This window comes from Microvirga sp. M2 (assembly GCF_047497095.1).
Classification (GTDB): domain Bacteria; phylum Pseudomonadota; class Alphaproteobacteria; order Rhizobiales; family Beijerinckiaceae; genus Microvirga.
Map to the genome: position 1 here is coordinate 74,971 of NZ_CP134065.1, position 22,437 is coordinate 97,407.

17 protein-coding genes and 2 pseudogenes are annotated in these 22,437 nt (G+C 63.4%); 13 read left to right on the forward strand and 6 right to left on the reverse strand.

The genetic code is table 11. The features are described from left to right. The first annotated feature begins 89 nt into the window (after positions 1 to 89). Positions 90 to 2,096 (forward strand): VTT domain-containing protein, encoded by a 2,007-nt coding sequence (locus RE429_RS28970; RefSeq protein ID WP_414476275.1) that lies wholly within the window; start codon positions 90 to 92, stop codon positions 2,094 to 2,096. A gap of 109 nt (positions 2,097 to 2,205) precedes the next feature. Here RE429_RS28970 and RE429_RS28975 read toward each other — a convergent pair whose 3' ends face one another. Further along, positions 2,206 to 3,117: a diacylglycerol/lipid kinase family protein gene (locus tag RE429_RS28975; RefSeq protein WP_414476276.1), complete on the reverse strand. Its 912-nt coding sequence runs from the start codon at positions 3,115 to 3,117 to the stop codon at positions 2,206 to 2,208. A 567-nt stretch (positions 3,118 to 3,684) separates the two neighbouring features. Here RE429_RS28975 and RE429_RS28980 point away from each other — a divergent pair. From RE429_RS28980 to RE429_RS29000, 5 genes are read left to right on the forward strand one after another with little or no spacing between them, the layout of a single operon-like run. Then, positions 3,685 to 4,008 carry a TetR/AcrR family transcriptional regulator gene (locus tag RE429_RS28980; protein ID WP_414476277.1) on the forward strand — a complete coding sequence of 108 codons (324 nt, stop codon included), beginning with the start codon at positions 3,685 to 3,687 and terminating at the stop codon, positions 4,006 to 4,008. Positions 4,009 to 4,011: 3 nt separating this feature from the next. Next, entirely contained in the window at positions 4,012 to 4,332 is a 321-nt protein-coding gene (locus RE429_RS28985) for a TetR-like C-terminal domain-containing protein (protein WP_414476278.1), read from the forward strand. Continuing rightward, positions 4,329 to 5,318, forward strand: a complete 990-nt coding sequence (locus tag RE429_RS28990) for an HlyD family secretion protein (protein WP_414476279.1) — start codon at positions 4,329 to 4,331, stop codon at positions 5,316 to 5,318. The genes RE429_RS28985 and RE429_RS28990 overlap by 4 nt, the downstream gene beginning before the upstream one ends. After that, entirely contained in the window at positions 5,315 to 6,271 is a 957-nt protein-coding gene (locus RE429_RS28995) for an ABC transporter ATP-binding protein (RefSeq protein ID WP_414476280.1), read from the forward strand. The genes RE429_RS28990 and RE429_RS28995 overlap by 4 nt, the downstream gene beginning before the upstream one ends. After that, entirely contained in the window at positions 6,268 to 7,437 is a 1,170-nt protein-coding gene (locus tag RE429_RS29000; protein ID WP_414476281.1) for an ABC transporter permease, read from the forward strand. The genes RE429_RS28995 and RE429_RS29000 overlap by 4 nt, the downstream gene beginning before the upstream one ends. A gap of 61 nt (positions 7,438 to 7,498) precedes the next feature. Here the strand turns inward: RE429_RS29000 and RE429_RS29005 are convergent. Together RE429_RS29005 and RE429_RS29010 are read right to left on the reverse strand one after the other, a co-directional pair. After that, positions 7,499 to 8,062 (reverse strand): annotated as a pseudogene (locus tag RE429_RS29005) (IS630 family transposase); the annotation flags it as partial. After that, positions 8,026 to 8,547 (reverse strand): helix-turn-helix domain-containing protein, encoded by a 522-nt coding sequence (locus RE429_RS29010; protein ID WP_414476282.1) that lies wholly within the window; start codon positions 8,545 to 8,547, stop codon positions 8,026 to 8,028. The gene RE429_RS29010 and the pseudogene RE429_RS29005, both read right to left, overlap by 37 nt. A gap of 125 nt (positions 8,548 to 8,672) precedes the next feature. Here RE429_RS29010 and RE429_RS29015 point away from each other — a divergent pair, with 125 nt between their 5' ends. Both RE429_RS29015 and RE429_RS29020 read left to right on the forward strand, forming a co-directional pair. Then, entirely contained in the window at positions 8,673 to 9,488 is an 816-nt protein-coding gene (locus RE429_RS29015; protein WP_414476283.1) for a S41 family peptidase, read from the forward strand. 204 nt (positions 9,489 to 9,692) lie between these two features. After that, on the forward strand, positions 9,693 to 10,274 hold the full coding sequence (locus tag RE429_RS29020) for a DUF4337 domain-containing protein (RefSeq protein WP_414476284.1): 582 nt from the start codon (positions 9,693 to 9,695) through the stop codon (positions 10,272 to 10,274). 40 nt (positions 10,275 to 10,314) lie between these two features. On the opposite strand, the gene RE429_RS29025 is transcribed toward RE429_RS29020, so the two are convergent. After that, positions 10,315 to 11,022 carry a hypothetical protein gene (locus tag RE429_RS29025; protein WP_414476285.1) on the reverse strand — a complete coding sequence of 236 codons (708 nt, stop codon included), beginning with the start codon at positions 11,020 to 11,022 and terminating at the stop codon, positions 10,315 to 10,317. 362 nt (positions 11,023 to 11,384) lie between these two features. Here RE429_RS29025 and RE429_RS29030 point away from each other — a divergent pair, with 362 nt between their 5' ends. Further along, a complete protein-coding gene (locus RE429_RS29030) occupies positions 11,385 to 12,689 on the forward strand; it encodes an NRAMP family divalent metal transporter (RefSeq protein WP_414476286.1) in 1,305 nt (434 codons plus the stop codon). 356 nt (positions 12,690 to 13,045) lie between these two features. Beyond that, positions 13,046 to 14,416 (forward strand): magnesium transporter, encoded by a 1,371-nt coding sequence (mgtE, locus tag RE429_RS29035; protein WP_414476287.1) that lies wholly within the window; start codon positions 13,046 to 13,048, stop codon positions 14,414 to 14,416. 165 nt (positions 14,417 to 14,581) lie between these two features. Here the strand turns inward: mgtE and RE429_RS29040 are convergent, their stop codons facing one another. Both RE429_RS29040 and RE429_RS29045 read right to left on the reverse strand, forming a co-directional pair. After that, a complete protein-coding gene (locus RE429_RS29040) occupies positions 14,582 to 16,783 on the reverse strand; it encodes a cation:proton antiporter (protein ID WP_414476288.1) in 2,202 nt (733 codons plus the stop codon). 348 nt (positions 16,784 to 17,131) lie between these two features. Then, positions 17,132 to 17,350, reverse strand: coding sequence for a hypothetical protein (locus tag RE429_RS29045; protein ID WP_414476289.1), 219 nt, complete (start codon positions 17,348 to 17,350; stop codon positions 17,132 to 17,134). A gap of 399 nt (positions 17,351 to 17,749) precedes the next feature. On the opposite strand from RE429_RS29045, the gene RE429_RS29050 reads away from it, so the two are divergent. From RE429_RS29050 to RE429_RS29060, 3 genes and pseudogenes are all read left to right on the forward strand, one after another. Continuing rightward, on the forward strand, positions 17,750 to 20,416 hold the full coding sequence (locus RE429_RS29050; protein WP_414476484.1) for an AMP-binding protein: 2,667 nt from the start codon (positions 17,750 to 17,752) through the stop codon (positions 20,414 to 20,416). Between the two features lie 542 nt (positions 20,417 to 20,958). Further along, a complete protein-coding gene (locus tag RE429_RS29055) occupies positions 20,959 to 21,465 on the forward strand; it encodes a hypothetical protein (protein WP_414476290.1) in 507 nt (168 codons plus the stop codon). 591 nt (positions 21,466 to 22,056) lie between these two features. Next, a pseudogene (locus RE429_RS29060) lies at positions 22,057 to 22,338 on the forward strand (helix-turn-helix domain-containing protein); the annotation flags it as partial. Positions 22,339 to 22,437 lie beyond the last annotated feature (99 nt).

The following is a 22,437-nucleotide window of genomic DNA, read 5'->3' on the forward strand; positions in this document are numbered from 1 at the left end:
CCCTCACTGTGGGGGAATTGCCGCAGGCCTTCACAGTCAAACGCCTCAGCCTTACCGTTGCCCGACGACAGGCTTGGCCGAGTTGATCCGTGCCCATCGATGCTCTGACCGACTTCGTCGCCGCGAACCCGCACCTGGCCTATGGCGCGGCCTTCCTGCTCGCCCTCTCCGAGGCCATTCCAGTCATCGGGGCAGTGGTGCCTGGATCTGCCCTGCTCATCGGGATCGCGGCCCTTGCGCCGCAGGGGCTCATCCGCGTGTGGCCCCTTCTGGCGGCCGCCCTCCTCGGAGCCATCGCCGGCGACGGGCTGTCCTACTGGCTCGGTCATCGCTACGGCGAAGCGCTCCTGAACCGTTGGCCAATGAACCGCCACCCCGACCTCGTGGCCCGCAGCCAAGCCTTCATGCAGCGTCACGGCGGCAAGAGTGTCTTTCTCGGTCGCTTCACCCCCGGCGTCCGCGCGTTCGTTCCCCTGCTCGCCGGCTCGCTCGGCATGTCGCCGGTGCGGTTCTATCTCGCCAATGTGCTCTCGGCCATCGTCTGGGCACCGGCGCATGTGCTGCCAGGCGTGGCACTGGGGGCGTCGGTCAGCGCGGCCGGTGGTCATGCCGGGCGCCTGGGCGTCCTGTTGGCGCTTGTGGCCGTTATCCTGTGGCTGGTGGTCTGGCTCACCCGGGCCACTGTGCGCCGCGGCGTTCCGGTGCTCCTGTCGCTGCGGGATCAACTCTGGCGCTGGGCCGCGGCCCGCGACACGTGGCTTGCCCGTCCTGTCCGGGCCTTGCTCGATCCCGCCAAGCCCGAAACCGGCACCCTGGTGCTGTTCGCGGGCTTGGTCCTCGGGGCGGCCTGGGTGTTTCTTGGGGTGCTGGAGGATGTCGTGAATGGCGATCCGCTCGTGCAGTTGGATCTGGCCGTCTACAACCTGATTCAGGGCCTGCGGTCGCCGCCGACCGATGCGATCATGATCGCGATCACGGAACTCGGCGACACCTTCGTGGTCACACTCGTGACCCTCATCATCCTCGCGTGGTTCCTGCTCCGGCGGGCTTGGCGAGCCGCCATTTACTGGGGACTTGCCGTCGGGATCGCCTCTCTCGTCAACACGGGTATCAAGGTTCTGGTCCATCGCGCCAGGCCCGCCGAAGACCTGTACATGGGCTGGGGCGCCTTCTCGTTTCCGAGCGGCCATTCGACCGTGAACATGGCGCTCTACGGCTTCCTCGGGTTCCTGATCGCCCGGGAGCTTCCTCCGCGATGGCGCATTCCGGCCATGGCCACGAGCCTGTGCTTAGCGGCGGCCATTGCACTCTCGCGCCTGTACCTCGGAGCGCACTGGTTCTCGGACGTGGTTGGTGGCCTCGCCTTCGCGACCGTGTGGACCGTGACGTTGGGCGTCACCTACGTCTATCACAATCCGCCGTCGCTTAACCCCAAGGCACTCGCATCGGTGGCCTGTGCCTCGGTGGCGCTCGTCGGCGGCTTCAACATCGCCCGCCGGCATGCCTTGGATGTGGAACGCTATGCCGTGCGGGAGCAGGTGCTCACCGTCTCGGAAGCCGAGTGGCTCGGCGGCGCCTGGAGGCAGCGTCCAGCCTACCGGACCGACCTGACCGGCGAGGTCGAGGAGCCGTTCACGGTGCAATGGGCTGGGGACCTTGGTGACGTGGAGCAGGCACTGCAAGCGAAAGGCTGGCGTCGGCCCGTGCCGTGGACGCTGGCCAGCGCCCTCGATTGGCTGGCGAAGACGGACGATCCGTTGGCTCTCCCGATCGTTCCCGTGGTGGCAACGGGCCGGTTCCCGGACCTGACGCTGGTGCACCCGGGCGAGAGCCCTGGGACGCGCGTCGTCCTACGCCTGTGGCCAGCCGAGGTCCAGGTGGGGCCAGAACATGCTCGGCCCCTGTGGATCGGCTCGGTCGTAGCCGAGAGGCTTTCGCATCCCCTGTCGCAGATCACGCTGATACACCAATTGCCCGATGTCGACCGACCCTGGACGATTCTTGAAACGGCGGTCCCGATGATGAGGACCGTCCATCGGAATAACCCAGCCGGGGGATGGGACGGGCGCGTCGGCCTCGTGCCGAGCGGTTCGTAACGGGCGGATGGTGCCCTGGATGGCCCTATCTGAACCATAATACCTGGGGAAACGGTCCGGTCTTTCAGGGTGCCGGATGGGGCCGGAGCAACCCAGAGGCAGATTCTGGTCATGAAGATTCTCGACCGAAGGCTGGCACCATCAGGCGCAGGGCGGCAGGAGCGACGCAAACCCGAGCCGGCGTCCGGGTCATCCCCTCGCCATCCACAGATACATGCTGCTGAGGTGTGGCGAAAACCTCGATCTCGCGTGCCCTGAACGTCTGGACCAGGGCCGGATTGTCGGTCCGGCCCATGCCGGTTCCCAGCCACACCCGCCCAAGATCCCATTGAGACCTCGCCGTGATCACGCGGACGGCCAGATCGCCGCTGTTGACGCTTGCGTCACCCACCACGCTCAGGCCACCCTGGAACGGCCCGTTCGCGATCCTGACATCAAGGGCAGTCATCTCGACCAGGGTACCGTCCAGGAGAAGGCGACACTCGAACGGCTTGCACGCGGCGAGCTGCCGGGCTGCCGCCAGCAGATAGCCGACTCGGCCCAGATGCCGCTTGAGCTGATCGGGACTACCGCGATGGATGGCGCTGGTAATCCCGATGGAGACCGCGTTGGTGAAGCAGGTCCGGTCATCAACCCGGCTGAGATCGACTCGGGCGGCCCTGCCGGAGAGGAGAACATCGATGGCGGCCGTCAGGTCGAGTGGGATGCGGTTGGCTCTGGCGAAGTTGTTGGCGGTGCCCATTGGGAGGAGGCCGAGCACGGCGTCCCGCTGCGCCAGCGATGACGCCGCCGCACTGATGGTTCCGTCGCCGCCGCCCACGATAATGAAGCAGTGCCCCTTGGCAGCGGCTTCGGTCACGACAGCGGGGATCCGCGACGCGTCCCGGACGGGGTAGCTTTCGGACAGCGTGATCCCGCGGCGGATAATCTCGTGCTTGGCCCGTTCGTACAGCTGTTGCCCCCGACGGGACTGGGTATTGATGATCAGGATCGCGTCCCGATGAATGCCGGTATGCTCCACGCCTCACTGACGTCGATCCTGCCGGCGGGGTTCCCATGCTCGACCTGGACATCGTGCTGCTGCATCCCGGCAAGATGAAGTCCTAGCCTGATCATACAGGAGATTCGGGAGCCGGAGATCGATGTGCAGTACGGGCGCTACCGCATGCCCCAGCTCCGCCGGAGGCGGGAGCAACAGCCCGAGCAGCTCTGGCACGTTTGACGGCGACAGGTACCGGTCACGGGGGAAAATTCAGGCTGCCCACACGCCAAGGATGACACTGAATTCTGGCTGATCGGGACCGCACCGCATATCCGGACAGGCAACGACAGGTCCTTGTGCAGAAAGGCCGCCTGCACAAGCCGGCGCGGGCTGCCCCCTGGACGTCACATCATACTTGGCGGCGACCCGCTGCGAATGGTGGGCGCGTGGCTTGGGCGCCGAAGTCGAAGGCCTTGCGGGGCATGGCAAAAAGCGACGTCCGCAGCGCCTTGTCAGGCTCTTACCCATTGGACCAGATCACGCTCGACACAGTATTTCGGAAGGGGTAAAGTGACTGACCGGTCAGTCATAAGCGAGAAGGCAGCAATGGCGGCGAAACGGCATGCTTTCAAGAAAACCCCCGCCCGAAGCGAAAGCGAGCGCCAAGCCAAGCTTCAGGCGATCCTCGACGCCGCGCTCGACGTCTTTCTGAACAATGGTTTCGCAGAAGCTCGCCTCGACGAGGTGGCCGCCCGGGCTGGCGTCGCCAAGGGCACGATTTACCTCTACGTGCCGTCCAAGCAGGCGCTGTTCGAGGCACTGGCACAATCCGGAATTGGTGGAGCGATCGGAACGATCGAGCAAAAGGTCCTCGCCCTCGACATCCCAGCCGAGGAGCAGCTCAAGGCCCTCTTTGCCTTCCTGCACTAGGAGGTGCTTGGCACCCGTCGGGGCGATATCGTGCGCCTGCTGCTGCGGGAGGCGTCCCGCTTCCCCGAACTCGCGGAAATCTACCATCGCGAGGTCATCAGCCGCGGCCTGGGACTCCTGCGCACCATTGCCGAGCGCGGCGTCGCCCGCGGCGAGTTCCGCTCGGACGAGCTCGTGCGGTTTCCCCAGCTTGCCATCGCGCCGGGGCTGGTGGCGCTTCTCTGGACGAGTTTGTTCCAGCGCCTCGAGCCGATCGATGTTGGCGCAATGCTGGAGGCGCACCTTTCCCTGATGATGAAGGCGCTGAAAGATCCCTCGTCATGAAACGCAGGCTGGCCATCGCTGCTCTTGCGGTCCTGCTCTTGGCAGGCGGAGCCGGCGCTTGGTTCCTGCTGCGCCCACAGGCGAGCGACACCGGCTTTCAGGGCTACGTCGAAGGCTACTTGATCTTCATGGCGCCGGAAGACGGCGGGCGCATCGAAAATCTTGCAGTCGATTCCGCCGACCGGGTCACGCAAGGCCAACTGCTGTTCAAGCTCGAATCCTCCATGCAGATTGCTCAACGCAACGAAGCCGAGGCGCGGCTGCATCAGGCCAGAGCCCAGTTGGCCGATCTCCAAACTGCTCTGCAGCGCCCGGAGCAGATCGCAATCCTGAAGGCCCAGGAGGAGCGGGCAAAGGCGCAGCTCAGCCTCTCACAAGCCGAGCTCGACCGGCAACGGACTCTCTTCGAGCGCGGCATTGCCGCTAAGGCCCAGTTCGATCAGGCCCGCACCGCCTTCGAGCGCGACAGGGCCGCCGTGGAAGAGGCGCAGCGCCAAATCGAGGCCGGACAGATCACTGGCCGTACCGCCGAGATTGGGGCCGCCGAAGCTTCCGTACAGGCCGCCGTGGCGGCTCTCTGCCAAGCCGAGACACGCCTCGCCCGTCGCCAGGTGGTCGCGCCCGCCGCAGCCCAGGTCCAAGACGTCTATTTCCGCGCTGGCGAGACGGTGAGTGCCAGTCAACCGGTCCTCGCGCTGCTGCCGCCGGAGAACCGGCGCATCCGCTTCTACGTTCCGGAGCCGCGCCTCTCCACCCTTGCGCTGGGCACCCTCGTTAGTCTCTCCTGCGACAGCTGCCCAACGGGCCTCCAGGCACGGATCAGCTTCATCGCCCGCGAGGCCGAGTTCACCCCGCCTGTTATCTTCAGCGAGGAGGAGCGCGCCAAGCTTGTCTTCCGGGTTGAGGCGCGCCCCGTCGACGGTGCCGAATTGCCGATCGGCCTGCCTGTGACTGTCACACCCATCGAGACTGAGGCCGGATCATGAGCACCGGCCCGGCCGCCCTGTCCGCGAGAACCTCCGACGTCGTCATCGACGTGCATGGGCTCACCAAATCCTTCGGTGGCCGGACGGTGGTGCGGAATCTATCCATGCAGGTCCATCGCGGCCTGATCTACGGCTTTCTTGGCCCCAATGGCAGCGGCAAGACCACCACGCTTCGTATGCTCTGCGGGCTGCTGACGCCGGACGACGGGCGTGGCACCTGCTTGGGCTATGACATTCGCACGCAGTCGGCCGAGATCAAACGCCACGTGGGTTACATGACCCAGCGTTTCTCCCTCTATGCGGATCTCTCGATCCGTGAAAACCTCGAATTCGTTGCCCGCGTCTATAACATCGCCGATCCGCACGCTGCGGCCCGCGACGCGATCCGGCGGCTCGGTCTGGAGAATCGCGCCGAGCAGCTTGCGGGTGAATTGTCGGGTGGTTGGAAGCAGCGATTGGCGCTCGGCGCCTGCATCTTGCCGGGCCCACAGCTCCTATTGCTCGATGAGCCGACCGCCGGTGTCGACCCGAAGGCACGCCGAGACTTCTGGGATGAGATCCATGTGCTGGCCCATGAGGGCATCACGGTGCTGGTCTCAACCCACTACATGGACGAAGCTGAGCGCTGCCATGAGATTGCCTACATCGCCTACGGGGACCTGCTCACGCAGGGCTCGGTCGATGAGGTGATCGCGAACGCGCACCTGACCACCTACACTGTCACGGGACCAGAGCTCGCGGATCTGGCGGAGCACCTGAAGTCGCTCCCCGGCGTCGATATGGTAGCGCCCTTTGGCACCGCGCTGCACGTGAGCGGACGCGACGCGAAACGGCTGGACGCGGCGACCCATGACCTGCGCAAGAGCGGACCTCAGGTCTGGACCCCAGGCCATGCGAGTCTCGAGGACGTGTTCATCGACCTGATGAGCCGCACGAAGGACAACTTCGCATGAGCGCCGGACCGGCAATCCCGCGGCGCACGCAAGGCCTTCGGGCCTCGATGGAGCGCATCTACGCTGCCTTTATCAAGGAGCTGCTGCAGCTTCGCCGCGATCGCATTACGTTCGCGACGATGATCTTCATCCCGCTCTTCCAACTGTTCCTGTTCGGCTACGCCATCAATACCGACCCCAAGCACCTGCCGACCGCAGTCCTGATCCAAGACGAGAGTTCTTTTGCACGCTCCTTTCTGGCTGCCATGCAGGTGAGCGAGTATTTTGACATCCGGGCGAGCGCTGCGAGCGAGGAGGAGCTCGATCATCTCATTCTGTCTGGCCGGGTGCAGTTCGGTGTGCAGATCCCGGCCCATTTCGGCCGCGACTTGATCCGCGGCGAACGCCCCGCCGTGCTGGTGATCGCGGATGCGAGCGACCCCGTGGCGGCCGGAGGCGCGGTGGCGGCCCTACAGGGTCTATCATCGAGCGTCTTCGCTCGCGAGCTCACCGGGCCGGTGGCCAATCTCGCGCCGAAGTCCCTACCCTACGAACTGCGCATTCACCGCCGCTACAACCCGGCCGGCGAGACGCGCCTCAACATTGTACCCGGCCTCATGGGCACAATCCTGACGTTAACCATGCTGATCTTCACGGCGCTCTCGGTCACGCGGGAGGTGGAACGCGGCACCATGGAGAGCCTGCTTGCCATGCCGATCCGCCCCGCCGAGATTATGCTGGGCAAGATCGGCCCCTATCTGGCCATCGGTAGCCTGCAGGCGGGATTGATCCTCGGGGCCGCCAAGCTCCTCTTCGGTGTGCCGGTCATCGGCAGCCCCGCGGTTCTCGTGGCGCTAACGCTGCTGTTCATCCTAGCCAACCTGTCGGTGGGCTACACCTTCTCGACCATCGCCACGAGCCAGCTCCAGGCGATGCAGATGTCGTTCTTCTTCTTCCTGCCGAGCATCCTGCTCTCGGGCTTCATGTTCCCGTTTCGCGGCATGCCGGACTGGGCGCAGATGATCGGGGAGGTTCTGCCCCTAACCCACTACCTGCGCATCGTGCGCGGCATCATGCTGAAAGGGGCGGGCTTTATGGATCTTCAGGTCGACGTGCTGGCGCTCGCCGCCTTCACACTGGCGGCGATGATTATTGCCGTCCTGCGGTTTCGTCAGACGCTCGACTGAGTTCTTAAACAGGGCTTTATCACATCTTTTGATTACAATATTCTAAGTACAGCGTCGGAACTCATGTGGGGTGTGCGCCGATGATGGCGCGCACTCTGTCCGGACTGCCGTTGCAGCGGTCGAAGAAGGCTCTGGTGGCGGTGAGCAAGTCCTGCACGGTGGCAAAGAGCTCGCAGTGCGTCACCTCGCGCCGGAACTGGCGCCAGAGCATCTCAATCGGGTTGAGCCACGGGCTGTAGGTCGGCAGATACAACAGCACGAGACGGCCCGCAGCACCGCGGAGCACCGCCTCAACCTCGTCGTCCTCATGCGTGCTGGCATTGTCCCAGGCCACATACACGGTCGTGGCGGGATGATGCTCGAGCAGCGCCTGGAGCAGTTCCGCCACCTCCTGGCGGCGTTTGTGGGGACGCGTGATGACCACCGTCTCGCCGGTGTGCCAGTTGACGGCCCCGAGGCCATAGCGGCGCGTGGGGTGCATCGGGGTGGGGATCATCACCTGCTGGCCCTTCGGGCTCCACATCGCCCGCAGGGTGGGATGCCAGCTGATGTTGAACTCATCCGCATAGTAGAACACCGTGTCGGGCTTCAGGTCATCGCGGGTGTCTTCAACCGTCTTTTTTTGAGCGCATAGTCGGGATCGGGGCTGGTGATGGTGTGCTGCGGCCGGCTCAGCGCCATGCCGCCGGCCCGCAGGAGCCGCTGCACGCTGGGCACGCTCATGCGCAGGCCTGTCTCCTCGGCCAGAGCGTCGGCCAGCCGAGCGGCGGTCCAGAGGGAGAACGGCAGCCCCAAGGCGCGTGGGCGGCGGCGCACGAGTTCCAACAGACGCTGGCGATAGGCGGGCGTGACCTTCGGCGGGGTGCCTGAGCGGGGGGCATCGGCCAAGCCGCAGATGCCTTCCGCCGCATAGCGGGCGAACCAGCGCCGCACGGTCTCCTCGTGCTGGCGCACCAGAGCGGCGATCTCGGCCGCAACCAGATGGCGCTCGGCGGAGAGCAGGATCATCAGGGCGCGGATGCGCACCCGCGGATCAGGGCTGGTGTGATAAAGCTGATCAAGTTCGCTCAGCTGCTCTGAGCTGAGCTCATCCAACCGAATGGCGCGCATGGCCGCCTCCTCGCGGCCCCCACAACTCAATATACCACTGAACTTGCGACGCTGTACTTAGCTTCAGGTTCAGTGTTCAAAGCGGAAGAAGTTCGTTCGCTTTGGGTGCGCTCGTAGACTCTGCCATGATGGCACTGGTGCCGACGACGGGCCTTCTCTCGGCAATAAGCGCCCGTGCGGCTGCAACCGATACCTACCGTCAGCTGAGCCTTTTCGGAGACGACTTCGAGAAGGTCCCCACGGATGATGTCGAGAAGCCTGACGAGTCGAAGCTCGTCGAATCGGCCATCAACGGCATGCTGACCTCGTTCGATCAGCATTCGAGCGACATGCAGATGCAGACCCGCGGTGAGTTCGGCGGCTTGGGCATCGAAGTGACGATGGAAGACGGCCTCGTGAAGGTCGTGACTCCGATCGACGACACCCCGGCATCCCGTGCTGGCATCCTGGCCAATGACGTCATCACCCAGATCGACGGCGAGCAGGTTCAGGGCCTCAACCTGAACCAGGCCGTCGACAAGATGCGCGGTCCGGTCAATTCCTCCGTGACGCTGAAGATCCAGCGCAAGGAAGCGAAGGATCCGATCGAGGTGAAGCTCACCCGGGAGACCATCATCCCGCTCGGCGGCAACGGCGCGGTGCGCCTGACTACGGCACGCTACTACACGCCGTCGGGCCGCTCGATCCAGGCCAAGGGCATCGATCCGGACATCGAGGTGCTGCAGGACGTGCCCGACGAGCTGAAGGGCAAGGACGAGACCAAGGGCGAGACCGGTCTGCGCGGCCATCTGCAGAACGGTGGCGAGAAGGAAGAGCGCAGCGGTTCCTCCGCTTACGTTCCGCCGGATCCGACCAAGGACAAGCAACTCCTGGCCGCCTTTCAGTACCTGCGAGATCAGAACAACGCGACCGCGCCGGCGCATCCTACACTGCAGAAATAGCGCTTCCTGCGGTGACGGGAGGGGATAGCCTATGCTTTGCTGTCTGGCCAGTCTGATGGTGACGGCGTTCAGATCGAGCGCATCGGGCGGCCCTGGCAGGGTGGTGCTACGGTCTGGCCCCGTCAGACATTGCGCATGTGGTCGACCTGTCGGACGTATGTCAAGGCAACGCTCTCAATTGAAAACCCCTCTCAGGATGGTTTCATGCACGCAGAGGAAGCCAAGGACCACATTGACGAGGTTCGTGAGCACCGCGGGACCAAGTACATTGCGCTGTTGATCGCCATCTTGGCGGCGCTCCTGGCCGTGGTCGAGATGACGAGCGACAACGCCCGCGTGGACGCGCTCAAGAGCAACACCGATGCCGCTAATCTGTGGTCGTTCTACCAGGCTAAAACCCTTCGCCAGACCACCTTGCGCACCGAGGCCGAGCGCCTCGAGCTTGATCTGATCGGCATGCCTCCGGCCCAAGCCGAGGCGGCGCAGAAGCGCCTGCAGGCGTGGCGGGCCACGATCGACCGCTACGAGTCGGAGCCGTCAACGAACGAGGGGCGTAAGGAATTGAGTGCCCGCGCCCAAGCCGCGGAGGCCGCCCGGGACCACGCCTTGGCGGCCAATGACCGCCTCGACCTCAGCACCGCGAGCCTGCAGATCGCGATCGTTCTGGCCTCGGCTTCCGTTGTGCTCGGGATTGCATGGCTCGCCTGGGTCGGTGGCGGGCTCGGGCTTATCGGGCTCGTCTTCGCCCTGCTGGGCTGGTTTCTGACAGCTTTGCCTCACCTCTGAGTCCCCCTCGGAAAGGCGCTGTCGGGGCAGAGGGATCGACTCAGCTCAGGATATTCACGGCCCGTGCAGCCACGAGAGCGACGGTCAGCAGTGAAATGCTCGCCTCGACCATCATCAAGAGCTTGGCACGCTGGGACAGCGGCAGGGTGTCTGTGGGCGAGAATGCGGTGGCGTTGGTGAAGGATAGGAAGAGGTAATCGATAAATCCTGGCGAGAACCGCGCCTCCGGGATCTGAACCTCCAGCGTCATCTGCGGGAACAGGAAATCCGAGGTCTTGGACGAATGAAGCCCGCGCATTGACGGCCCTCCCCGGTCAATGCTCCAGAACCACAGGGCAAACGCGATCACGTTGGTGGCCCAGATGTTGAGCGCATCGAGCAGCAGGGTCGGCCCGCTGGCGGCCTTGCCGGCCAGGAGATATCGGACAAGCTCGATCAGAGCGCCAAAGTTCATCAGGCTGACCACCGCCGTCAGAACCAGGGCGAACCGTCTGATGGCGCGTCGATGGCGCCCAACGACATCCCAATGGTGTTCACTGGTGGCACGACGCGCCTGATCCTGGTTCCAGGCCGTCGCGATCGAGAGGGGGACGAGCAGCGCGATCTCAATCCCGGGAGCCAGCCATCGGGGCCCGACCGAAAGATCATTGATGACGAGAAGCTGCAGGCCGGCCACGAGAACGATAGCCCCCCGTGCAATCCAGAAGTCGAGTGCCTGGATGTGGACGACCTCAAGCTGACGCGACATAAGCTGGAGACCTCTGATGAAGCAGCCGCTGCAAGGCCGTTACCCCGCCCCAGCCGGCCGGTGGACATACCGATCAGGGTTCAATACTGGATCCGCAAAACGGACAGTCAATCACGACGCACCGTCGCGCCGCCCCTTCGTATCTCAGATCCCGGAACCAATCTGTGTCTCGGATCGCAGGCATTCATGATCCGATCGATGGGCAGCCTTGGTGATACAAGGGTCAAGCCTATCAGGCGAAGGATGACCGAACTGCTTCGTCTTCGCTTCCAGTCAGCTGTTGAGACGACGATGAAGAGTTGTGGCAACGATTAATCCCGCCGAGCGTTTCTCGTCTGACAAGCGTAAGCCTAGGGCGTCCGATGCCGCAGCCTACCAACGCAGATCCGGAGCTGCCGTCTCGGAGCCCTGTCGTCGGCCCTAGCAAGCCCCGCCTCTTCAAAATTCTGGGTCCGGGACTGATCACCGGCGCCTCCGACGACGACCCCAGCGGTGTCGCCACCTACAGTCAAGCGGGGGCCCAGTTCGGCTATGGTCTGATCTGGACCCTGCCGTTTACCTTTCCGCTGATGGCGGCCGTCCAGATGATCAGCGCTCGCGTCGGCCGGACAACCGGGCGCGGGCTGGCGGGCAACCTCCGCAAGCACTATCCAAACTGGCTTCTGCAAAGCATCGTCCTGCTGCTCTTGACCGCCAACATCATCAACATCGGCGCTGATCTCGGAGCAATGGCTGATGCCACCCGCCTCGTGTTCGGTGGGCCGCACTTGCTCTACGTGCTGCTGTTCGGCACGGTGGCAATCGCGCTCCAGGTCTTTCTCCAGTACACCCGCTACGTCGCCGTGCTGAAATGGCTCGCCCTGGTTCTGCTCGCCTATGTGGCGACGCTGTTCATGGTGAAGGTATCCTGGGGCGAGGCATTGATGCGCCTCGTGGTGCCGGCCATCTCCTGGAACAAGGATTACCTCACCACCATCGTGGCGGTCTTTGGCACCACCATCAGCCCTTACCTGTTCTTCTGGCAGGCGAGCCAGGAGGCGGAGGATGTGCGCGAGATTCCCCGCCGCAAGCCGCTCGTCACGGCTCCTGCGCAGGGGCCCAAGGCCCTGGAGCGGATCCAAATCGACACCGTGGCCGGGATGGCGATCTCGAACCTGATTGCGCTGGCGATTATGATCACCGCCGCCGCCACTCTGAACGTTCATGGAATCACCGATATCTCAACCTCGGCTCAGGCGGCGGAAGCCTTGCGCCCCATTGCCGGCGCCCTGGCGGAGATCGTCTTTGCGCTCGGCATCATTGGGACCGGGATCATGGCTGTCCCGGTCCTGGCGGGGTCGTCCGCCTATGCCATCGGCGAGGCCCGCAAATGGCCGGTCGGTCTCGCCCGCCAGCCGATGGAGGCTAAGGCGTTCTATGCCACCGTGGTCTTGGCCACCCTGCTGGGCATGATCCTGAACTTCACACCGGTGGACCCGATCAAGGCGCTCTACTGGAGTGCGGTGCTCAATGGCGTTGCGGCGGTGCCGGTGATGGTCATCATGATGCTGCTGTCCGCCAAGCGGGAGGTGATGGGCGAATTCACGAGTGGCGGATGGCTGAAGGGTCTGGGATGGGTGACGACGGTCGTCATGGCGCTTGCCGCCGTCGCCATGATCGTGACCTGATTCCGACCTCCCATGGCGACCTGATTATACAAGTCTGTCGAGCTCATCTCCGGCAGCCTGAAGCTCTTTCCAGAACCCAGTTCGACAAGGGCCTTTTGCTTCCAAGCAGGCAATGTCCCATCTGTCACCGTCCTGCAGGTGGGTTCCCAATTGACAGCCTTGCCGGGGAGGCGCATGCCTGGGTTCACTTGCTGACCTGTTTCCGACCGAGACGGCCCTACAGGAACCTGAAGCCCCATGCCGAGCGACAGTCACAGTCCATTGCCCCACCCGTCACCGGCCCGCGCGAACGCCTGATCGCTGGATCGGCTCGCCCGCGACCGGTCCGTGACGGCTGGTCAAGACTGAGGTGAGCCATGCAGGACAACACCAACCCAACCGAGGTCGTTCGCGATGCTTCCGTTCTCGCGGCGGAGCTGGCCGACGAACACGTCGCCGACATCGCCGAGATCCTGAACCAGCAGCCCATCGAACTTGCCTCGGAGGTGATTTCCCGCCTGCCGCTCGAGCAAGCGGTCGAGGTGCTGGATCAGCCTGAACTCGAGGCCTCCACCGATCTGATCGCGACCCTGCCGGAGGAGCTGTCGACGGACCTCCTGTCCGGGATGTCGGTCGACCGGGCCGCCGAGGTCTTCCGCGAGATCGAAGAACCCAGACGCTCAGCCCTGCTGGACCGCCTCGATGACGAGACGCGGCTCGCGGTCTTGCGGCTCTTGTCCTACCCGCCGGATACGGCGGGCAGCATGATGACGACTGAGTTCGTCAGTGTCCCGAGCACGTGGAGGGTGGAACAGACTCTCGATCACATCCGCCGGGTCGAGCAGACGCGCGAAACCGTCTACGCGATCTACGTACTCGATCCTCGGACGAGGAAGCTGGTCCAGGCTGTCTCGCTGCGGCGGCTCATCTCGGGCGAGCCGCAGGCCCCGATCCTCTCCGTCGCCCGTCTCCGGCGGCCGGTGACAGTCAGGCCGCTCACCGACCGGGAGGAGGTCGCACGGATCATCTCGAAGTACGATCTTCTGGCGGTGCCGGTTGTGGACCGGGGCCACGTCATCGGGATTGTGACCGTGGACGACGTGATCGATGCCATCGTCCAGGAGAGCACCGAGGACGTCCAGAAGTTTGGCGGCATGGAGGCCCTGACCGAGCCCTACATGCAGATCGGCTTTGGCGAGATGATCCGGAAACGCGCCGGATGGCTCTGTGCCCTGTTCCTGAGCGAGATGCTGACCACCAGCGCCATGCAGTATTTCGAGGGCGAGTTGGAGAAGGCCCTTGTCCTCACCCTGTTCATTCCCTTGATCATGAGTTCGGGCGGCAACTCCGGCTCGCAGGCGACCTCGCTGCTGATCCGGGCGCTCGCATTGCGGGAGGTGCGGCTGCGGGACTGGTGGCGTGTCGCGCTGCGAGACCTGCCGGCAGGCATCACCCTTGGGGCGATTCTCGGCCTGATCGGCGTGATCCGCATCACCTTGTGGCAGCAGATCGGATTCTATGACTACGGTGAGCACTGGGTGCTGATTGCGGTGACGGTGGGGGCCGCCTTGGTCGGAATCGTGACCTTCGGCTCGCTGGCCGGGTCGATGCTGCCCTTTCTTCTCCAGCGGATTGGCTTTGATCCGGCGAGCGCCTCGGCGCCGTTCGTGGCCACCTTAGTCGATGTGACAGGGCTGGTGATCTACTTCACGGTCGCGCTGGCCATCCTCCGCGGCACCCTGCTTTAAGCCGAGGGCATTCCTGCCTCGAGCGAAGCGGCCATGGGGCGTTCTCATTGGGAAATGTGCCCGGATATGACACTGTTCCGGACCTGCCACAGGCGTGCGAATTCGGGATGCCAAAAATTTCCCGTTTGGGTTCGTTCCGAGAAGGTGCGACCCATCCTTCAAGCCTTACGTTGCAACGAACATGACGGAACGATCAGCTGCCTCAAGGATGGCATCCGCCACATTACCGAAGGCGAGGCTTGCTCCCGGACGCTCTGCGACACCCATGACAATCAGATTGTGTCCACCGAGGCGGGCTTGGCGCAGGATCGCGTCCTCCGGCGCAAGATGAACCCGGATGGCGGTGCGCACCTCGACCCCGTAGCGTTGGCCAAGGTGGGCCAAGTCTTTCAGGACCGCCTCGTCCTGCTCCCGCAGGCCGCGCGTGCGCCGATGGTGACGATGCGTGGCACCGGCGTTCGAGACATAAAGGGCTGTCACGGGCGAGTGACTGGCCCGCGCAATGGCAAAGGCCACCTCGGCGCCGCGCCGGGATACTTTTGTGCCGATCACAGGCACCAGAATGTCGAGCCTTGCTTCCAGCGGCGTGGCCTCATGCACGCCGCGTGCCGCAACGATCGCAAAGGGGCCATCGAACTGGCTCGCGGCCTGGGTCACCACCCGATGGAACCCACCCTGCGGATCGACGGTCGGCTCGAAGCCGATGAGGAGCAGGTCGAAGCCCTTCCGAGCTTCGTCAGCAATCGCTTCGTCGACTCGGGTTGCGGGATCCGCGACGGTCACCTCAATATCCGGCGCAGCTTCATGGCCCGACCCGGGCTCGATTGCCTCTGCGGCCTGGGCTGCGGCTGTGGCGGCAGCTTCAGGTGTCTTCAGGGGTACGTTTGCGGCCTCCGACTGCTGGCCCTCCGGTGAGAACTGCAGGACAGTCACCGGCATGCCTCTCAGGCCGGCAATCAGCCCGGCAAGGCGCGAGGCAAACTTGCCTTTGGAGCTCTCGTCAGCTGCGACGAGGATTCTCTCAAGCTGCGGCACGAACCCTTCCGCTTCGAAACTGTCCCGTGCAATCCGCTCTCTTTCTTCGTCCGTCAGCGGCAACCGCTTCAGGGCGGCCCGCAGCATCGGGGGCATGGCCATGGTGGTCAGCACAGCCATGGCGACAATCATCGTAAAGAGGCTTTGATCGAGGGCTCCCATGGAGAGACCGATTGAGGCGACGATGACCTCGGTCGACCCGCGCGCATTCATGCCGCAAGCAAGAGCCAGTGCCTCGGACCACGTCAGGCCACCGATCGCAGCCCCCAGGAACGCACCACCGAATTTGCCGAGGCTGGCGATCAGCACGAGTCCGGCGGTGAGCAGGACAAGCTGGGGATCCTTGAGGATGGTCAGATCAGCCCCAAGGCCCGCGAGCCCGAAGAACACAGGCATGAACAAGGCCACGATCAGTCCTCGCAGTTGCTCCTCAATGTGGCCGGTCAGGATCGGCGATTGCCCGACGAGAATCCCGGCCACGAATGCGCCAAGGACGGTATGCACACCGATAGCATTGGTGATCAGGGCCATGCCGCCCATGATCACCAGGATGGCCGTGATCACCGGCACTTCGCTCACGGAATAATCGTTCACCCGGCGAATGATAGTGAAGACGAGCCGTTGCCCAAGCGTGAAGCTCACCACTAGAAACAGGATCGTGCCGGCGATGCTCCTGCCGAGGCTCCAGAGATCGAGAGCGCCGTGGAGCGCGATGCCGAACGTGATCGCGATGATCACCCACCCGATCGTGTCGTCGATAATGGCGGACGCCAGAATGACCTGCCCGACCTTTCGGCGCAGGAAGCCCATTTCACGGACGACCATTGCCACGATTTTGACCGATGAGATCGAAAGCGCGGTGCCCAGGAAGAGTGAGGTGATCAGCCGGATTTCAGGCCTGGGCAGCATTGCGTCCGGCAGCATCTGACCCAAGGCGAAGCCGCACAGGAATGGGACGGCGATGCCGGTAACCGATACGCTCAAGGCGGTCTTTCGCACCTTTCGGACCAGCCCAAGATCGGTTTCCATGCCGGTGAGCAGGAGGAGCATGAGAATTCCAAGCTGCGAGACCGCGTCGATCATCGCCTTCTGGTCTCGGTCCGGTGGAAAAATCAGCTTTTGCGCTTCTGGCCAGAGAGCGCCGAAAACAGAGGGACCAAGCAGAACGCCCGCGATCAGTTGGCCCATGACCGCCGGTTGGCTGATACGCTGCATGGCCTCGCCGAGCAGACGTCCGACCGTGAGCAGGAGCATGATCTGGATGAGGAACGTGACCTCGGAAGGACCGGGATGCGTCGCTCCCGCGGCAAACGCTGGGGGAGCAAGCGCCAAAAGGAGGGTGGCCCAGCTTAACCTGCGCCATGAGAAGCGGGATGAGTTGGCTAGTCGACCAGAACCATTGGGGGGGCGGTAGCGCAGAGACCAGCTCCCTTGACTGCACCGGACGACAACGATGCATGGCCTGTCTTGGATCCTCATCAGCCGCCGGCGGCTGGTTTGGACCGAGGCGGTGGAGCCTCAATAGGACACTCCTAGCCACACGCGCGCTGTCGGCTTAGATCAATCTCAGTGCCGACCTCAACCACCTGCCGAGCCGGGTTCTGGAAATAGGCGGCTGTGGGCTCCGCATTGCGCTGCATGAAGTATTGCGCGACGATCTGGATCGAACGGCCGTCCGGCTCATGACGCCAGAGAGGGCTGGGCTTCGATGGCCTTCAGCAACTGATCGTCCGAGGCCTGCCCCTCCCAGTCGCCGGGCATCTCGATCCGCACCGACTGCGCGCCGCCCGACGGGGTGCACACAACCTGGAAGGCGTCAAACCCGCCATCGACGTGTGCCGCCTCCAGCTTCTCCGGATCGTTTCCGAACCCAGAGAGAAGGCCTGGAGGCAGGTCCATGTGACGCCGGCCGCATCCCTGACTTCACGAGGCTTGTGTTGGCGCTCCGGCTTGGCGTGGGAACAAGATCGGGGTTCTGGTTCCCACGCCGGACTGACAGGGTCTGACGTCGTCGACATCAAAGAATGCGTTTCAGTCCGACACGCAGTACCTTAATCCGGACAGGATAAGTCTTATGCCTGTCCGGACAATCATCTCCACGATCTGTATTCTCTTGGATATCAGCCTTATGGGATGATGATCATCTCTTTGGAAGTATCCCCAGAAGAAAACCTTGCTCTAGGACGTTCTTCACGTATCCGTGATCTGACACGTGTATGCATGTAATCCTCAAGGACGGCCTCGGTGACAAGCGAAAACCACAATTTACAGGCCGCCTTGGCGTCCTCTGGCCTCTCTATGTCCAGCGGCGCAGCTGCCGTGGACGCACAACTTACCTTACGCCAAGTCATAGGCAGGTTCGCCGCCCTGCAACCACACAATCCGGCCATCCTTCCCTCGGGCTTTGCCCCCTTGAGCTATCTCGACCTGCAAAGCCAGCTCGACGAGATCCGTAGACAATTGCGTCAAGGCGGTCTGTCGCACCGCGCCCGGATCGGGGTGCTGCTGCCGAACGGGCCGGAGGCGGTTCTCACCATCGTCGCCATCGCCTGCGCGGCCGTGGCAGTGCCGCTCGATCCAAGGCAGACAATCGCCGAGTTCGATCGTCTCCTCGAGGCTCTTCAGTTGAATGCCCTCTTGGTGCTGCAAGGCAGCAACGGCGAACGACGGCTTGCGGCCGAGCAGCGGGGCATCACCCTCATCGAGGTTGCACCCAAGGGGGGTGGCCAGCTCGGCCTGGAGCTGAAAGTTCCGGCCTCCTCCCCTGCTCTTGATGGCGAGCCTGCGCCCCACGACCCGGCTTTCATCCTGCAGACATCCGGAACGACCGCGCGCCAGAAGCTGATCCCGTTCAGCCACGCCAATATGCTGGCAGCGGCGGCCCGGCTCCAGGCCTGGTTCGGGCTGACGCCCCAGGACCGCTGCCTCAGCGTGTCGCCGCCCTTCTACTCGCATGGCCTGAAGGTGACGGCCTTCACGCCCCTGCTCACCGGCGGGAGCATCGCGCTTCCATCGGATGCCTCCACCGTCGATCTGACCGAGTGGTTTGAGACACTCCGCCCGACCTGGTACTCGGCAGGGCCGACGCTCCACCGGGCCGTGCTGGACAAGGCCAAAACGACTCCAGATGTCGCTGCGAGGCATGCCCTACGGTTCATCACTTCGGGCGGAGCTCCGCTCCCCGAAGTCGTCCGCGAGGAGCTGGAGGCGAGCTTGACGGTGCCGGTCCTGGAGCATTACGGCTCCAGTGAAGCCGCGCAAATCGCCGCCAATCTACCGCCCCCGGGTCAGAACAAGCCGGGGACCTGTGGCATGCCCTGGCCAGGAACCGTCGCCATCGTGGATGAAGAAGGGCGTCCGCTGCCTCACGGCGCGCAGGGTGAGGTTTGGGTCCGCGGCCCCACGGTGGTGGCCGGCTATCTGGATGATCCCGAACTCAACCGGCGCGCTTTCGTCGACGGCTGGCTGCGCACGGGCGATCTCGGCAGCGTCGACGAGGATGGCTTCTTCTCCCTCCATGGGCGTCTGACGGAATTGATCAATCGCGGCGGAGAGAAGGTCTCGCCCGTTGAGATCGATCACGCGCTCCTGCGCCACCCGGCGGTGGCGGAAGCAGCGGCCTTCGCGGTCTCTCACCCTCGGTACGGCGAGGATGTCGCGGCGGCCGTCGTTCTCCATCCAGGCGCCTCCGCCAAGCCGTCGGACCTTCGTCTGTTCCTTGAAGACAAGCTGACGTCCTACAAGATTCCACGCAACGTCGTCATTCTGGAACAGCTGCCGAAGGGCATAACGGGCAAGGTTCAGCGCCGGCAGCTGGCGAAGATTCTCGCCGCAAGCCTGGATGAAGCCAAAAACTCCCACGCTCCGTCCCTCGGCGCACACATTCAGCAGATCGAACGCGAATTGCTGGGAATATGGCGAAAGGTACTCAAGCTGGAGAGCTTGACGATCGATGACGACTTCTTCGAACGCGGCGGCGACTCCCTGTTGGCCATCGAGATGCTGCTGGAAGTTGAGAAAACGATAGGCCACCCGCTTCCGGCCTCGCTCTTGTTTCAGGGTGAAACCATCCGCCTCCTCGCGCCGAAGATCGCCCAGCAGGTCAGCTTCCCTGAAGGCCCTTGCGCTGTGTTCAACGCCGAGGGGAGCCAGCCTCCACTGTTCTTCTTTCTCCATGGCGATCTGGATATGGGCAGCCTGCTGGTCCGCAGGCTGGTGCATCTGCTTCCCCCGGATCAGCCCATTGTCCTGATCGAGCCCCATGGCGCACGCGGCGAGCCCGCTCCTCAATCGATCGAGGCAATGGCGGCCGATCGCCTGAAGCTGATCCTCGAGCGGCAACCCGCCGGACCATACCGGATCATCGGTTCGTGCAAGGGGGCGTTGATCGCGTTTGAAGTGGCTCATCTTCTGACGCGGGCGGGCCGAAAGGTCGAATTCATGGGACTGGTTGATGTTCCCACCACCAGCGCGCACACGTCCATGCGTGTCGTCCTCTCGCTGGTCGACCATATCGCGCCGCCTGCTCGCTTGGCATGGATCTACGAGCAGATGAACCGGTATGAGAAGTTGCCGAAGATACCTTGGAAGCAACGCCTGACCAAAGTGAAAGCACTGATGGCCAAAGTTCGCGGTATCGCCGATATTCCATTATCCGCGCTCAACGAAATCTACACGCCGATCATGGCGCGCTACAGGCCTCAGCCTTTCCCTGCACCGGTGGTCTTCTACGCAGCGGAATTCGACGGGCGCAGATGGCAGCGGCTCAGCCCCGACCTCGCAGTCATTCAGCTGCCAGGCGAGCACAATTCCTGCGTCTCAGTAGGAGCCGAAGTTCTGGCCAAAGATCTACGGCGACGGTTCGGCGCTCTTTCCCCGATGCGAGCTGACGGCGACAATCGACATTGCGCAGTTGCAGCAAATTGCGCCACAGGCCTCTCAAAATTGACCGAAATCCTACGTTAGACCGGGAATATTGCGTTCATCCCGGGAAGCATAGGGATTTGTAGGGTACCAAGTTGCGAAGCAGTTTCAGGAACCTGCCACTTCGGCATTGGCCTGCCTGTCAATGAGGGCAGCCTCCGAGCATTCCATAGTTGTCCGACAGAATCTCATGCTCGCCCTCGATGTGGCGCTCCCTCATGGTCGAGCTAACGGGAAAACGCCAGAAATCCGAGTTTACGGCCACCCTGGTCGTCTTGAGAGCGCGCGACGGCGAAGTGCGAGCTTGGTCTGGATGAGCAGTTGAGGGCACGTCATGGCGAAACTGACGCCGACCATCTCCGCTCTGTACCTTGCCACCATCGCTTGGCGCCGATGGTCCTCCCATTGCAAGTTGGGCTGGGCGCGGCGACGGAGCGAGTGTAACTTGGGTGCAGGCTCGCCTGCCTCGAACAGCCGGAGCAGGCCACGTCGAATTGTCGGAGCCTCCCCGCCCAGCACAAACGCTTAAGGGTGGAACCTTGACCATGAGGCGACGTTTCCATTGAGGGACGTCAGGAGCTCACATGCCGGTATTTGGTCTGAAGAAAGTTGCACAAGCGGGGTTGGTCGCACTGGTGCTCGGTGGATCAACTCTGGTGAGCGCAGCGGCCGCCGTTGCTGCGGATCTGCCCCCTTATTTCACGAATCAGGAAGCAGTTCTGGAGCACCCACCGGTCCGGCGCCGGCTCGCGGTCGAGGAAACCTATATCGCCCCACCGATCGCGCACAGGGTGATGGAACGCCGCGTGATCGAGCGCCGCTTGGTTGAAGGCTATGAAGGGCCGGCTCTGGTGCCGCAGCAGCCTCTGCCGATTTTGCCTGCGGAGGATAGCGATGGCTATGAAGGGCCTGCGTTAGTCCCTCCCCAAGAGGTTCCGATCGTCTCTGTGCAGCTAGCCATGCCTCGACCCGTGTACCAGGAGAGAGTTGTAGGCATACCTGCGTCAGTTGAGGAATGCCGCATTGTCGTAACCAAGCGCGTCGACGCCTTCGGTGACGTCACAACACGTAAAACAAAGATCTGTGACTGAGGACAGCTCACCGCAACCACAACTCTTTGTTCCCGGGCTTCTGCAGAGAGATGCCCGCCAGCACTTTCGACACCCCGTTCTCGGTTGAGATCGATGAGGTGCTCGTCCTTGGGGATGATCACCTCGTCCCTGATCTTTGGCAGCTTGAACAGGGCGGTGCCGGTAACAGTGGAGGCTCTCCCAACGGGCCCCGGTGTGAGGAAGCCGCGCAGTGAAACGCTGCCCGGCCTGCTCCCACTTGCCCGGCCATTCGCCCGGTTTTGTTCGGGAGGCATCACAAATTGGAGGGGCTCACCGCGCGTTCCCGAACTCCCCTCCTCTCCCGCGATCACCGGATAGAAAGTGATCATGACCAGGGACCGATCAGAGGCGCGGGACATTGCCAGAGGGAGCCTGCAAGGCTCAGGCCGGCAGCAATCCCTGGCAGGGACGCCAGCACCGTCCCAATCATGACAAGCAAGGGGCTTCTCATGGGCTATCTCCGATCAAGATCGGAGCAGCACCGTAGGCGGCGTGTAGCGCGACGCGCACATCTACGAGCGACCCCTGAGGAAACCAAGACCTGCCGCCTCCTTGGCAGAGGAGGAAGAGATGCCGAACGGGGTTTCAGTCGATGCCACAATGTCGCGGACGATGCGGGGACAGGAGATGCTCCAGGCTGCGGACGTGGCCGCGATGGTGCGGCTGCATGAGCTTGGCTGGGGTGCCAAGCAGCTGGCGAGGGAGTTCGGCTGCGCGCGCAACACAGTGCGGCGGTATCTGCGCGAGGGCGGGGCTGTGGTGGCCCGCAAGCCGGTACGCCTGAGAGCGTTTGATGGGCTCGACGAGCGGCTGCGGGAGTGGTTCTGTCGGCATGGCGGACCAATGAATGTAAACCAAGTAGCCAAGGGGATCGCCGATGTCAGGTTTCAGGACGGCAGCGCGATCAGTCCAATGCTGACAAACAGCGCTGCCTGATCGGCCCCGTCACGC